This is a genomic window from Rhizobium sp. WYCCWR 11146 (genome assembly GCF_013591995.1).
Taxonomy (GTDB): Bacteria; Pseudomonadota; Alphaproteobacteria; order Rhizobiales; family Rhizobiaceae; genus Rhizobium; species Rhizobium indicum.
The window spans coordinates 229,819-242,350 of the sequence record NZ_JACCEY010000024.1 but is presented as its reverse complement, the minus strand read 5'-3'; the positions used below and the strand labels follow the sequence as shown (position 1 = coordinate 242,350).

At 60.5% G+C, this 12,532-nt stretch carries 14 protein-coding genes; 9 read left to right on the top strand and 5 right to left on the bottom strand.

Annotated features, from left to right (window positions below; translation table 11 throughout):
• Positions 1 to 26 precede the first annotated feature (26 nt).
• Positions 27 to 668, top strand: coding sequence for a dihydrofolate reductase family protein (locus HX899_RS21005; protein WP_181293299.1), 642 nt, complete (start codon positions 27 to 29; stop codon positions 666 to 668).
• A 280-nt stretch (positions 669 to 948) separates the two neighbouring features.
• The gene (locus HX899_RS21000; RefSeq protein ID WP_138387373.1) at positions 949 to 1,152 is read left to right on the top strand and encodes a hypothetical protein; all 204 of its coding nucleotides are present in this window, start codon (positions 949 to 951) and stop codon (positions 1,150 to 1,152) included.
• Positions 1,153 to 1,431: 279 nt separating this feature from the next.
• Here HX899_RS21000 and HX899_RS20995 read toward each other — a convergent pair whose 3' ends face one another.
• Positions 1,432 to 2,076: a TetR family transcriptional regulator gene (locus tag HX899_RS20995; protein WP_181293298.1), complete on the bottom strand. Its 645-nt coding sequence runs from the start codon at positions 2,074 to 2,076 to the stop codon at positions 1,432 to 1,434.
• An 87-nt stretch (positions 2,077 to 2,163) separates the two neighbouring features.
• On the opposite strand from HX899_RS20995, the gene HX899_RS20990 reads away from it, so the two are divergent.
• The gene (locus tag HX899_RS20990; RefSeq protein ID WP_181293297.1) at positions 2,164 to 2,817 is read left to right on the top strand and encodes an O-methyltransferase; all 654 of its coding nucleotides are present in this window, start codon (positions 2,164 to 2,166) and stop codon (positions 2,815 to 2,817) included.
• 69 nt (positions 2,818 to 2,886) lie between these two features.
• On the opposite strand, the gene HX899_RS20985 is transcribed toward HX899_RS20990, so the two are convergent.
• Positions 2,887 to 3,507, bottom strand: a complete 621-nt coding sequence (locus HX899_RS20985) for a TetR/AcrR family transcriptional regulator (protein WP_181293296.1) — start codon at positions 3,505 to 3,507, stop codon at positions 2,887 to 2,889.
• A gap of 134 nt (positions 3,508 to 3,641) precedes the next feature.
• On the opposite strand from HX899_RS20985, the gene HX899_RS20980 reads away from it, so the two are divergent.
• Positions 3,642 to 4,673 (top strand): aldo/keto reductase, encoded by a 1,032-nt coding sequence (locus HX899_RS20980; RefSeq protein WP_181293295.1) that lies wholly within the window; start codon positions 3,642 to 3,644, stop codon positions 4,671 to 4,673.
• Between the two features lie 322 nt (positions 4,674 to 4,995).
• Here HX899_RS20980 and HX899_RS20975 read toward each other — a convergent pair whose 3' ends face one another.
• Positions 4,996 to 5,871, bottom strand: coding sequence for a helix-turn-helix domain-containing GNAT family N-acetyltransferase (locus HX899_RS20975; RefSeq protein ID WP_181293294.1), 876 nt, complete (start codon positions 5,869 to 5,871; stop codon positions 4,996 to 4,998).
• A 62-nt stretch (positions 5,872 to 5,933) separates the two neighbouring features.
• On the opposite strand from HX899_RS20975, the gene HX899_RS20970 reads away from it, so the two are divergent.
• On the top strand, positions 5,934 to 6,830 hold the full coding sequence (locus tag HX899_RS20970) for a hypothetical protein (protein ID WP_181293293.1): 897 nt from the start codon (positions 5,934 to 5,936) through the stop codon (positions 6,828 to 6,830).
• 209 nt (positions 6,831 to 7,039) lie between these two features.
• Positions 7,040 to 8,500 carry a DUF1963 domain-containing protein gene (locus HX899_RS20965; protein WP_246697154.1) on the top strand — a complete coding sequence of 487 codons (1,461 nt, stop codon included), beginning with the start codon at positions 7,040 to 7,042 and terminating at the stop codon, positions 8,498 to 8,500.
• A gap of 60 nt (positions 8,501 to 8,560) precedes the next feature.
• Here HX899_RS20965 and HX899_RS20960 read toward each other — a convergent pair whose 3' ends face one another.
• Positions 8,561 to 9,028 (bottom strand): Lrp/AsnC family transcriptional regulator, encoded by a 468-nt coding sequence (locus HX899_RS20960; RefSeq protein ID WP_181293292.1) that lies wholly within the window; start codon positions 9,026 to 9,028, stop codon positions 8,561 to 8,563.
• A gap of 124 nt (positions 9,029 to 9,152) precedes the next feature.
• Here HX899_RS20960 and HX899_RS20955 point away from each other — a divergent pair, with 124 nt between their 5' ends.
• Both HX899_RS20955 and HX899_RS20950 read left to right on the top strand, forming a co-directional pair.
• A complete protein-coding gene (locus HX899_RS20955; protein ID WP_181293291.1) occupies positions 9,153 to 10,364 on the top strand; it encodes an argininosuccinate synthase in 1,212 nt (403 codons plus the stop codon).
• A gap of 251 nt (positions 10,365 to 10,615) precedes the next feature.
• A complete protein-coding gene (locus HX899_RS20950; RefSeq protein ID WP_180193918.1) occupies positions 10,616 to 10,789 on the top strand; it encodes a hypothetical protein in 174 nt (57 codons plus the stop codon).
• A 205-nt stretch (positions 10,790 to 10,994) separates the two neighbouring features.
• On the opposite strand, the gene HX899_RS20945 is transcribed toward HX899_RS20950, so the two are convergent.
• Positions 10,995 to 11,378, bottom strand: coding sequence for a VOC family protein (locus tag HX899_RS20945; protein WP_138334740.1), 384 nt, complete (start codon positions 11,376 to 11,378; stop codon positions 10,995 to 10,997).
• 217 nt (positions 11,379 to 11,595) lie between these two features.
• Here HX899_RS20945 and ubiA point away from each other — a divergent pair, with 217 nt between their 5' ends.
• Complete coding sequence (gene ubiA, locus HX899_RS20940; protein ID WP_138334741.1) at positions 11,596 to 12,510, top strand: 4-hydroxybenzoate octaprenyltransferase; 915 nt, start codon at positions 11,596 to 11,598, stop codon at positions 12,508 to 12,510.
• Positions 12,511 to 12,532: the final 22 nt, after the last annotated feature.

Genomic DNA, 12,532 nt, shown 5'->3' with positions numbered 1-12,532 from the left:
TCCACAATCAGATGGAGGAGAGCAGCATGTCCAAGGTGCGTGTCGCAGCATTTTCCCTTTCCGTGGATGGTTTCGGCGCCGGGCCGGAGCAGAGCATGAGCGATCCGCTGGGCAAGCGGGGAACGGAGATGTTCGAATGGTTTTTCCGTACCCGCACCTTCCGGGCGATGATCGGAAAGGACGGCGGTTCTGAAGGCATCGACGAGGGTTATGCGGCCCGCGGCATGGCCAATTTCGGCGCCTTCATTCTCGGACGCAACATGTTCGGCCCTATCCGCGGCGAATGGCCGGATGATGCCTGGAAGGGCTGGTGGGGGCCGAACCCGCCCTATCACGCGCCGACCTATATCCTGACGCATTATCCCCGCGAACCCATCGTCATGGAAGGCGGCACGACGTTTCACTTCATTACCGGCGGCGTCGAGGAAGCGCTTGACAAGGCGAAGGCTGCGGCCGGCGGCAAGGATGTGAAAATCGGCGGCGGCGTCAGCACCGTCCGTCAGTATCTGCAGGCCGGCCTGATCGACGAACTGCATTTCGCCATCTCCCCCGTCGTACTCGGCAAGGGCGAAGCAATGTTCACAGGCATCGACCTCCCGGCCCTCGGCTTCCGCGTCGCCGAGCATGTCGCAACCGAACACGCCACGCATATCGTGCTGGCTAAATAAACGAGCCGCCGTCGCTATCCTAGGCGCGTCCAGATGGAATACCTCTGCCGCATCGAAGGCGTCCGCAACATCAAGACGGAAATCCCGTTGCAGAAGATCAAGCAATCCTGGCAGGTACCGCTCTGACGGCCGCCTGTCGGGATCGTTCGGCTGTCACCAAACCGTGTCAAAATGGCCGTGGTATTGCTGTGGAATGGGCGTAGAGTAAACGCCATCGGATCATCGACGCGACCGCTTGAGAGACCATAGGTGCTCTTGCCGCTTCATGGAGGGTACGAAGATGCTCCTGTCGCTCATCTCACTGAATGATGATGAAATAACCATCGTCACCGATGCCGTTCGGCAATGGTGCTGCGAGAGGAAGCTCGACATCGACAGCATCGAAGGACGCCACGCCATCACGGTCGCCGTCGATCTCGTCCAGATGAACACCGACTGCGACAGGCTTTTTGCCGAACTGTCGAAGCAACTGGACGAGCGGTAGGACCCGACATCCATCCATCGAAACCGAGGCGTCTTCCCATGACAGATGTGAGGCTGCGCTTGCCGAAGGGTGAGGCGTCGCCGCATGCCTCTTCTCCCCGGCGGGGAGAAAGTGCCGGCAGGCGGTTGAGGGGGTGAGCGGCAAAGCCGCGAATGCGCTGAGCGTAAGCGAAGGGCAATCATGAAGGGCATCCCGTGCTGCCACCTCATCCGACCCTTCGGGCCACCTTCTCCCCGCAGGGGAGAAGAAGGAGCAAGCCAGGTTGCGCAGCCGGGAACGTTATGCCCCGCCCCGGCCAGACCCAAGCCGTTCGAGGTAGGCGCAAAACATGTCGGCCATGGCGTCGGCATAGGCGTCGATCTCGGCAGCGCTCCGCGGAGCCTCCGAGAACTGCTTGCCCACTGTGCCGAGCGTCGTGGTGATCAGGTCGCCGGCGAGCACCCGTGTCGCTTCCGACGCAGAAGGCAGCACTTCCTGCATGAACAGTTCGACGATGCGGTCTCCCGATGCCCTCGCCGCCTGTGCCTCCGGTGCATCGCGATAAAGGGGCGCGGCATCATGGAGCGCCACACGCATCGCCGCCTCCTCGCACTCCGAGCGGAGGAAGGCATGGACGAGGCGGCGCAGCCTTTCGAGCGGCGGCCTTTGCGCATCGGCAAGGATGCCGCCGAGCATGTCCGTCGTCTGCCGCCATTCGTCGCTTTGCAGCCGAAAGAGGATCGCCGCCTTGTTGGGGAAATATTGGTACAGCGATCCGATGCTGACGCCGGCCCTTTCGGCCACCCGCGCCGTCGTGAAGCGCTGGGCGCCTTCCCGCGCCAAAACCTGAGCAGCGGCATCCAGGATCGCCGCCACGAGCTCTGCCGAACGGGCCTGTTTGGGCTGTTTTCGTGAGGAAATCCGGGCTCTTGGACGATCGGTCATGGCAGCGCTACGCAATGCGAATAGCAGATGCGACGAATTACTCGTATTTTCCACTCGACACAAGAACCTGTCACAAGGAGATTTTACATGACAACATTGACCACCGCCCCGCTGGCGCCCCTGCTCGACGGCCTGTTCGAGGAGGCTGATACGGCGACAAGCCCTGCAATGTCGGGGCTGTCAGGCGATGAGCGGATGCGCCTGATCGGCAGCAAGACCGAATATCTCGACCTTTACGGGCGCCTGAAGGATCTTTGGCTTCCCGTCTCCAGAGAGGCCGGCGTGCTGCTCTACATGCTGGCGCGAAGCAGCCGCGCACGAACGATCGTCGAATTCGGCACATCCTTCGGCATCTCGACCCTCCATCTCGCAGCCGCGCTGCGCGACAATGGCGGCGGCCGGCTGATCACCAGCGAGTTCGAGCCGTCGAAGCTGGCCCGCGCCCGCGCCAACCTGACGGCCGGCCGCCTCATCGACCTCGTCGAGATCCGTGAAGGCGATGCCCTTGAGACCCTGAGTACGGATCTCCCGGAAACGATCGACCTGCTGTTCCTCGACGGAGCCAAGGCGCTCTATCGCGATATTCTGGAACTGGTGGAAGACCGCCTGAGGCCGGGCGCCCTCATCGTCGCCGACAATGCCGACCTCTGCCCGGAATACCTCGCCCGCGTGCGCTCGCCCGCGGCTGGCTACCTCTCGACGCCATTCGAAGAGGATATTGAGCTGTCGATGCGGACCTGATGACGCCAGGCCGTTGCCCGTCCGAGCGCGCGTGCCGGCCGGGCAACGGCCCGTTTCATTGTCGGAGCTTCACCGCTGTACCGCGCCGTAGCGTAGCCCGTCGACCAGCAGGGAAACCATGCGCCGGGCATGTTCGGACCCTTGGGCGTAGGCGTGCATGCTAAGGCTTGCGGCCGCATTCAAAAGATCCTCGGCGGCGATATCGGTACGCACCTCGCCGGCGGCAGCGGCGGCGTCGAGAAGCGAGCGAAGGGCCGGCTGCAGCCGCTGCTGGAAGTAGGCGGGCAAGGCATCGAAGGCCGGGTTGCCGGAGTGCAGGGCCGCCGCAAGCCCACGCTTGGCCGCGATGAAATCCACGAAACGCTGCATCCATCTGGCCAGCGCCTCGCCCGGCGCATGTTCGGCGGCAAGGATCGGCGCAGCGTCGGCGCAGGCGTCGATTTCGCGGCGGAAGACGGCAACGACGAGGTCGGAACGCTCGGGAAAATGCCGGTAAACGGTGCCGATGCCAACGCCGGCCTTCTCCGCGATCTCACGCACCGGGGCATCGACGCCGGAGGTCGCAAACACCGTCAATGCCGCCTGAAGCAGCCCGTCGAGATTGCGCTTGGCGTCGGCGCGCACGGGCCTATCCGCCCTTTCCCCAGCTCTCCGGCCGGCCTCCTGCTCTTTTCTCTCGTCGCTCATCATTCGCTCACTTGCAAAACGGAACATCGTTCCGTATATAAACGGAATACGGTTCCGTTTAAGCAAGTTAACACGGCGCGACGGTGTTGGCCACATCGACGCGCACGAAGTCCGCCTCCCTAATAAAGGAACAGACCATGCAATACCGCACGCTTGGAAGAACCGGCATCAAGGTCAGCCCCTATTGCCTCGGCGCGATGATGTTCGGCGCCGCCGGCAATCCCGACCACGAGGATTCGATCCGGATCATCCACAAGGCGCTCGATGCCGGCATAAACTTCATCGACACCGCCGACATCTACAGCCGCGGCGAATCCGAGGAGATCGTCGGCAAGGCGCTCAAGGGCCGGCGCGACGACGTCGTGCTCGCCACCAAGGCACATCTGCCGATGGGCGACGACCCGAACCGGCAGGGCAATTCACGCCGCTGGCTGACTCGCGCAGTCGAGGATTCGCTCCGTCGCCTGCAGACCGACCATATCGATCTCTACCTGATCCACCGGCCGGCACCCGATACCGATATCGAGGAGACGCTATCGACCCTCACCGACCTGATACGGACGGGCAAGGTGCGCGCCGTGGGATCGTCGACCTTCCCCGTCTCGGAGATTATCGAGGCGCAATGGGTTTCCGAGCGCCGTGATCTGGCACGTTTCCGCGCCGAGCAGCCGCCCTATTCGATCCTGAACCGCGGCATCGAACGCGAGGTTCTACCCGCCTGCGAGCGTTACGGAATGGGCGCAATGGTGTGGAGCCCGCTGGCGATGGGCATGCTCACAGGCAAATATCGCAAGGGCGCACCGCAACCCGACAGCGCCCGCGCCAAACGCTTCCCCAAGCAGATGAACGACGAGCGCCGGCTGGACGCGGTCGAACGGCTCATCCCGCTCGCGCAGCAGGCAGGTCTTTCGCTGGCGCACATGGCGATGGCCTTTGCTATCGCCCATCCCGCCGTCACCTCGGCGATCATCGGCCCGCGCACGATGGAGCACTTCGACGATCTGCTTGCCGGCGCCGGGGTAAGCCTGACGGACGAAATCCTCGACCGGATCGACGCGATCGTCCCGCCCGGCACCGACACCGGCCCGTTGGAGGCGGCCTATAACCCGCCTGCGGTAACGCAGCCGAACCTGCGCCGCCGCCCGATAACGGAGCGCTTCGCCGCCTGATCCTCGGATGAGCGTAGCCCTTGCGCTGCTGCAGCAAGTTTTGGCTCGAACGCCACCTCCCCCTCCCTCATTCCTGTGCCCGTCACAGGAATCCAGCCACGGCGCGTCGGCGCCGTGAATGGCTCTTATCTAAGGAACAAACTCTTTCGCGCCCAAGGACTTGGGCGCGCTGGATTCCTGTGACAAGCACAGGAATGAGGGAGGAGAAGTCGGCAGCGTCTGCCATAAACAGTCACCATCTCCTATCGCGGGTCGGATGGCACAATGGATCATTACAAATCAGGCCAAGAAGTCAGACGTTCGCACTCAAAAGCACCTTCACTTAAAGGCGTTTCTCAAAGAACGTGTCCGGGTACGGATCGTCATTGAAACGATCGATCTCACTCCAGCCGGTTCCACGATAAAGCTGCGTCGCCTCGGGCAGCGCGCTATTTGTATCCAGACGCAGGAGCTTGATGGATAACTCGCGGGCGACGTTCTCGGCGGCCGTCATAAGACGCGTTGCGAGCCCAAGGCCACGCGCGGATGGAGCAACCCAGAGCCTTTTAATCTCCGCGACTTCGCCGCCGTTGCCCTTCAGCCCGACACAACCGATCGGCAGGCCATCCGACATGGCCACCAGGAACGCACCGCGCGGACGGATCATATCCTCGGCGTCGGGATCGCGAGAAAGCGATACATCGAAACCCTTCTCGAAGCGGCGTGCAAGTTCGCCGTAGTATTGACGGAGACAATAGCTGGCGTCCTCGTGTCGCGGGTCTTTCTGCTCGAGCACGATCTGCTCACGTCTCAGCGAGGAAGCGACGATATCCATGGCGCGCAGCAGTTCGTCCGGGCGACGATGGCGCGCCAGAAACGATTTCGCCTGCGCGTTGGAAAGCGCTTCATAAGCCTGAAACTCGGAACGGCCGGTTTCGGTCAGCCAGGCAACGCGCCGACGCGCGTCCTGAGGGTTCGGCACCGTCTCGATGAGACCTTCCTCTTCAAGACTGCGCAGCAGACGGCTCATCAAGCCGGAGTCGAGACCGAGATAATCGCGGATCACCGCAACATCCGATTGCCCCCGGCCGATCGAATTGAGGACGCGGGCAGCACCCAACGGACGGCCGCGTCCGAGGAAAGACGTATCGAGAGCGCCGACTTCGGAGGTGACGGCACGGTTGAAGCGACGGACACGAGAGACAGGATCGCAGGTCATATTGTCTGACTTTAGTCAGATAATTGATCCTGTCAATTCAAAGCACTCCAGGGGGCGCGCAAATGAGCCGCGCACTCCCCGCCATCCGCCTTGCGCGCCACCATCCCCTCGCCTATGGGAATGACAGCACTCCCAAGGCCCCTCCCGTGTTCCGTTATGCTCTCCACGCCCTGATCGTTCTCATCCTGACGCTGCTGACGCAGATCGGCGGCATCGCCTATCTCGTGGCGCTGGCCGCATCGCGCGGCCGGGGCTTACGTCCGCTTCCGGCAAAGTTTGCAATCTTTCTGCTTTGCTATGCCGGCGCCACCTTTGCCGCGAGCCTCGCCGCGCCGATCTTCGGGCGGGTTCCCCTCTCCTGCGTCGCCGGCGCCGAAGACAGGCTCGTGGTCCGCTCCCCGATCTATTGCCTGCTAAACCGCAACTACGTCACCCCAGGCGTGCGCGATCTCGCAAAGGCGCTTGCCGCCCACATGGACAAGGAGTTTCCGGGAACCGTCACCGTCGCGCGGGATGCGAATTTCCCCTTCGTGAGAGGCTTTCCACTGCTGCCGCATCTGTCGCATGCCGACGGGAAAAAGCTCGACTTCGCCTATTATTACAAGGATGTGGACGGTGCCTTCCTGAATGGCGCCACCCGCTCCCCGATCGGCTATTTCGCCTTCGAGCAACCCGCCCCCGGCGACGAACTGCCATGCGAAGGGCGCAACGACTGGCTCACCACCCGCTGGGACTTCGACGCGCTGCAGCCTCTGTTTCCCGCCTATCGGATCGAGGAGCAGCGCACATCGGCCGCGATCGGCTGGTTGACGAGCGAAGGCGTGACGCGCTTCGGCCTGCAGAAGATCTTCATCGAGCCGCATCTGAAGAACACGCTCGGCATCACCGACGGCCATGTCCGCTTTCAAGGCTGCCGCGCCGCCCGCCACGACGACCATATTCATATCCAGGTGGAGTAGTTGTGGTCCGTTAGGAACGGCGTTCGGCCAGCGGCAGGCATTCGCCTCATGGAGTCTCGAAGCGGCCCCATGCCACACTGGGTGACGGGAGGAAGGATCAACAACCTTTACGATTCTTAGGGCATCCGTGAGATAGCGTGCAACGCGCGGGGCGGCCTCCGAGGAGGAGGCAGCACCGCCGGCGCCATCTGTCAGACTTGGAACACGCAATGATCAATCGGATATCCCCCGTAGTTACGTTAGACCAAGCGGCCGCGCTGATGCGCCCTCACCGTTCTAAAAGCATAAGACTGGATCGGATCTGGCCGCCGAATGAAACCACGGGACTGCTGTCGCAGATAGGAGGACGACCGAATCTTCCGCCGGACTGGGTTTGGCCCACGATCGATTTCGAGGATGGCACAACGGCATCGTTGGATTTTCTGGCCCAAATCAATCTGGAGGAACTGCCAGACATCGAGGCTCGGGGCGCGCTTCCGAAATCCGGCATGCTCTATTTCTTTGCATTGTCGCAATCGAACGAGCCGCTCGAGTCATATGGTTCGGATGCCTGGCGCGTCCTCTACTACCCCGACAATCCGGCGGATCTGCCCAGCCGCCCGGCTCCGGAATACGCCGGATGGAAGATCGATCATCTGGATTACGGTCAAACAGACGCAAGCAGCTACCGAAATCCGGACGGTCCCAGAGGTGAGCTTTTTCCGAGATGCACCGTTCGGTTCACTGTGATCGATGTTTGGGATCTTCCGCGATTTTCTGGACGAGATGATCCTCGGCTTCGGCCTTTCGAGGATGCCATTTGCGGGGAGCCGGCTGATCTCGACAAGCCAGCTGGCATTGCGGATGTCATCCGGACTTTCTGGAAAGATATGAATCCGTTCAAGCCCAAGACATCGAAGGCGCCAGAGCCCCCCCGAAAAGAAGCCCCGCAAGCCAGAGCCGACATCGAGATGCGCGACATCGACAGCCTGGCTTACGATTGCCTCCAAATGTTGTGCGTCGAGGAACAGCGCGATTTTTACCAATCAAGAGTCGAACTGAATCCCGAGAGCCTGCCATACCGTGCAGAAGACGCAGTCATGGTTTTGAACGAAGCGAGAAATACTTGGTTCGAGAATATATTGCCAATCGAAACCGTTCTCGACCACGAGGGCAAATACTCCGACGCTTTGCTGCAAGCCTACAACGATTGGAGGGCGCAAGCTGTCGCCCTCACTCACAACCTCGTTGCCATGGGCAGAGAAACCAGGCTTTCGCCCGAAGATCGCGGAAAGGTTCTAGACGTCTTGGAACAGAATGTCCGGCTGCAAAAGCAAGCGAGACAATATGCCTCGCACCCGCATCTCGAATTTACTTTGCGTGCATCTCTAACGACCCTTCTTTCTGATTTTCCCGGAATCGCCGAAAAGGAACCGGAATTGCTCGCGGTCGGCGATCCTGACAATCGGGTTGAGCTGAACGGATTCCTGTCTCACCGAATGTTCGGGAACGGGAAAGGGATACAAGAAGACCTCGATGATGATGAGGTTCTCTTGCTTCAACTCCGCAGCGATTCCGATGGCCCACGCTTCATGTGGTGGGACGTTGGAGCCATACGATTCTGGATCAAACGAGAAGCGCTCGAAACCTGCCAGTTTCATCTGGTCGAGGCGGAGATCGAAGGTCACTGAGAGCAGCAATGCGCCTTCGGGGCCTCGCCTGACTGACAAGGGACCACCTGTGAATGCAGCCTATCTCAACGGCAGTTCGTAGCTCCGCTTCAGCGTTTCCATCGGCACGTCGGTCTTGACGCTGAGCACACTTGGAATGCGCGTCAGGTGATCGGCCTGAAAACGCCAGTAGCTATGCAGATCGGCGGTGACGATCCGAAGCACGGCGTCGCACTCCCCTGTCGTTAGGTAGCATTCCATCACCTCGGGAAACCGCCTGACGGCTTGGGCGAACCGGAGCGTGACCTCGGCGTCCTGGGTCTTGAACCACACGCGGGCAAAAACCGTCAGTCCCGCCCCGACCTTTGCAGGGTCCAGTACGGCGACGTAGCGATCGATGATCCCGGCCTCTTCCAGCAGCCGCACGCGACGCAGGCACGGTGACGGTGACAGGCCTACCTCCTTCGCCAGATCGACATTCGAAATACGCCCGTCACGCTGAAGCACGCGCAGAATATGGCGATCGATCGGATCCAAGGAGACTGGCATTTCATAGCTCCTACTCGGGCTGTAATGGCATGATATGCTAAATTTTTGCAATTTTACGGATGCTTTGCAAGCTCATTGCGTAGGACTTGGCCTATCGTTCCAGCATCGAGATGGAGATGGGTTGATGACGAAGATAGAGAAAATTGTGCTTTCCTATTCGGGCGGGCTGGATACCTCGATCATCCTCAAATGGTTGCAGGAGGTCTACGGATGCGAAGTGGTGACGTTCACCGCCGATCTCGGCCAGGGCGAGGAGCTCGAGCCGGCGCGCGCCAAGGCGGAGATGTCAGGGGTCAAGGACATCCGCATCGTCGATCTGCGCGAGGAGTTCGTCAGCGATTTCGTCTTTCCGATGCTACGGGCGAACGCGCTCTATGAGGGGCAATATCTGCTGGGCAGTTCCATTGCACGGCCGCTGATTGCCAAGCGTCTGGTCGGCATAGCCCGGGAGGTTGGCGCGGATGCCATCGCCCACGGCGCGACAGGCAAGGGCAATGACCAGATCCGGTTCGAGCTGGCCATCAATGCGCTCGATCCGTCGCTTAAGGTCATCGCTCCCTGGCGCCAATGGAACATCCGCTCCCGTAGGCAGCTTCTGGAATATGCCGAGAAGCATCACATCCCGGTGCCAAGCGACAAGCGCGGCGAGGCGCCGTTCTCGATCGACGCCAACCTGCTGCACACCTCGACCGAAGGCAAGATCCTCGAAAATCCGGCGGAGGTCGCGCCCGATAATGTCTATCAGCGCACGGTTGATCCGCTCGATGCTCCTGACGCCCCCGAGATCATCACCATCGGTTTCGAGGCAGGTGACCCGGTTTCGGTGAATGGCAAGTCCATGACACCGGCCGCATTGCTGAGCGAACTCAATGGGCTGGGCGGCCGGCATGGCGTCGGGCGGCTCGATCTCGTTGAAAACCGCTTCATCGGCATGAAGTCGAGGGGAATTTACGAAACGCCGGGAGGCACGATCCTGCTCGCAGCCCATCGCGGCATTGAATCGATTACGCTCGACCGCGCCGCCGCCCATCTGAAGGATGAAATCATGCCCCGCTACGCCGAGCTGATCTACAACGGCTTCTGGTTCGCGCCCGAGCGGGAAATGCTGCAAGCCCTGATCGACCACAGCCAGGCTTTCGTCAGCGGCGAAGTGACGCTCAGGCTCTACAAGGGAAGCGCCTCGGTCATCTCGCGCACCTCTCCCTGGTCACTCTATTCAGCCGACCTCGTCACCTTCGAGGAAAGCGCGGTCGCCTACGATCATCGTGACGCCGAAGGTTTCATCAGGCTTAACGGCTTGCGGCTTAAGAGCTGGGCAGCCCGCAACGGCAGATGACCGGCGATCTTAGGTCATCGCACTTCGCGCTGACGACACTGCAAACGCCTTCTCCTCAGCACTTCGCCCGGCGGAAACCGGACGAAACGAGCGGTTAGGATGGAGAAGCGCGACCAATTCAAACGATTTTAAAAACAGCAACTCGAAAGTTAATCGATTTTAATTTTATCGTTAAAATTTTCTTGTTGCGACGCAAAAGAATTTAGACATTAATTATTGCGGATGCTCAGTTTATTCGTTGGAGAACTCGCATGACTGTGACATTTCCGCTAACAGAAAAGCGCGACGCGGACACATTGCTGAAACACTTGACGTTGCACAATCTGAGCTTTCCGGGAAACTGCGTCGTGTCGCTCAAGACACACGTCGCACAGGTCTCATCCTCTCATACGACCGCGCTCGGCACCGCCCGTACTGCCTGGTAGAGATTGAATGTCCCGGCATCGCCGTCCACAATAGGATCGAAACAGTCCTGCTGGATCGGCCTATGCAGAATTGGATGAAGCCAAGCGCGTCGACAGCTTATCTCGCGGCAGGCGGCCCCATGCCGAGCTTCCCTCGACCTTCGCGTCGGGATCGGCACCGGGTTCGATCTAGCCGTCTATCATCAGCAAGGCACCCACGTCATATTCAGCCGTTGTGGACGACCGCAATCTTGTTTCCGGCGGGGTCACGCACGTAAGCGGAATACCAGTTCGGCCCGTAGTGCGGACGTAGATTAGGCGCGCCCTCGTCCGTTCCGCCGTTGGTCATGGCAACATCGTAAAAAGCGTCCACCTCGGCGCGGGACTTAGCCATGAAACCAACCATCGAGCCATTTCCGGCACTCGCCGGCTCGCCGTTGAACGGTTTGCAAACCCATAGAACGAAACCCTCCCCCTTCCCGCCTTCGGAATAGGCGCGCCATCCCGGAAAGTCCTCATGTTTGCTCCATCCGATCGTTGCCAAGCTCGCATCATAGAAGCCATTCGATTTGACGGAATCGATTGCGCCGACGGTTGCGTAGACACTCATGATCTTTCCTTTCGCTGCTCCAAGATCGGGAGAATTCATATCGCAAGCATGTGAACGCAACAAGAACAGCTAGCTGCATTTTCCGCAGAAGGTCAGCGATCAATCGCAAACCGACGGTTATTGCCGTGTCTGCAAAAATTCCTATTCTGGGCAACGCCGATGGCGACAAAAACCTCAGGCTTCACGGCTATTTGCGACAGGAAATTTGGATCACATCATGACGACTCTGAGCCGCCCCGATCTCAGCGATATCCACCGTGGCGACTGGGTGGATCGCCGGCTGCCGGCCGCATGGCGCCCATATACGCGGTTGGCGCGGCTGGATCGCCCGGTCGGAATATGGTTGACTCTCTTCCCGTGCTGGGCCGCCCTTATCCAGGCATCCCACGGTCTCCCGGACCTCAGGCAATTGGCGATCTTCTCTCTTGGCGCTCTTCTGATGAGAAGCGCCGGTTCCACGGTCAACGACATCGCCGATCGGAAGTTTGACGGCCATGTCGAGCGGACCCGCTTTCGGCCCTTGGCAAGCGGAGAGATCGCCACGCTGCCGGCCTTTGTCTTCCTGACTGCTGAGCTCGCACTGGCAGCTTCGCTTCTGTTTTTCCTGACGCCTTATACCCGCCTCATCGCGATATGTGTGCTGCCGCTCGTCTTCGTCTATCCGCTCTGCAAGCGCTTCACCCACTGGCCCCAAACCGTCCTGGGCGCGGCGTTCAATTGGGGGATGCTGATGGCATGGGCCGAGGCTGCTGGACATATCCCGGTCGGCGCCGTGCTGATGTGGGCCGGGGCCATCGCCTGGCAGATCGGCTATGATACGATCTATGCCTATGTCGATCTGAAGGACGACACCCGTCTTGGCCTGAAATCGACGGCAATCCTGTTCGGCCGGCACGGCAAGACCTTGATCGGCCTGTTCTATGCTCTGGCGGTCGGCGCGTGGTCGCTCGGGGGCTGGCTGTTGGAGATGTCGCCGCCTTATGCGATCGGAATGCTGATGATCGCCGTCCATCTTGCCTGGCAAACCCGACGGATCGATCTTGCCCGCCCGGACATGAATTATCGCCTGTTCCTCGCGAATATCCTGACGGGGGTGCTTCTTGCCTGCGCAGCTTTGTCAGGCACATGGTAAGCAGCTCAAGGATGTGGCACCG

Bases quoted from the DNA above. Each gene is read 5' to 3' on its own strand.
- HX899_RS20975 (WP_181293294.1), bottom strand. From the start codon at position 5,871: ATGACCTGCGATCCTGTCTCTCGTGTCCGTCGCTTCAACCGTGCCGTC.
- HX899_RS20990 (WP_181293297.1), top strand. From the start codon at position 2,164: ATGACAACATTGACCACCGCCCCGCTGGCGCCCCTGCTCGACGGCCTG.
- ubiA (WP_138334741.1), top strand. From the start codon at position 11,596: ATGACGACTCTGAGCCGCCCCGATCTCAGCGATATCCACCGTGGCGAC.
- HX899_RS20965 (WP_246697154.1), top strand. From the start codon at position 7,040: ATGATCAATCGGATATCCCCCGTAGTTACGTTAGACCAAGCGGCCGCG.
- HX899_RS20985 (WP_181293296.1), bottom strand. From the start codon at position 3,507: ATGATGAGCGACGAGAGAAAAGAGCAGGAGGCCGGCCGGAGAGCTGGG.
- HX899_RS20950 (WP_180193918.1), top strand. From the start codon at position 10,616: ATGACTGTGACATTTCCGCTAACAGAAAAGCGCGACGCGGACACATTG.
- HX899_RS20945 (WP_138334740.1), bottom strand. From the start codon at position 11,378: ATGAGTGTCTACGCAACCGTCGGCGCAATCGATTCCGTCAAATCGAAT.
- HX899_RS20980 (WP_181293295.1), top strand. From the start codon at position 3,642: ATGCAATACCGCACGCTTGGAAGAACCGGCATCAAGGTCAGCCCCTAT.
- HX899_RS20955 (WP_181293291.1), top strand. From the start codon at position 9,153: ATGACGAAGATAGAGAAAATTGTGCTTTCCTATTCGGGCGGGCTGGAT.
- HX899_RS20960 (WP_181293292.1), bottom strand. From the start codon at position 9,028: ATGCCAGTCTCCTTGGATCCGATCGATCGCCATATTCTGCGCGTGCTT.
- HX899_RS20995 (WP_181293298.1), bottom strand. From the start codon at position 2,076: ATGACCGATCGTCCAAGAGCCCGGATTTCCTCACGAAAACAGCCCAAA.
- HX899_RS21005 (WP_181293299.1), top strand. From the start codon at position 27: ATGTCCAAGGTGCGTGTCGCAGCATTTTCCCTTTCCGTGGATGGTTTC.
- HX899_RS20970 (WP_181293293.1), top strand. From the start codon at position 5,934: ATGAGCCGCGCACTCCCCGCCATCCGCCTTGCGCGCCACCATCCCCTC.
- HX899_RS21000 (WP_138387373.1), top strand. From the start codon at position 949: ATGCTCCTGTCGCTCATCTCACTGAATGATGATGAAATAACCATCGTC.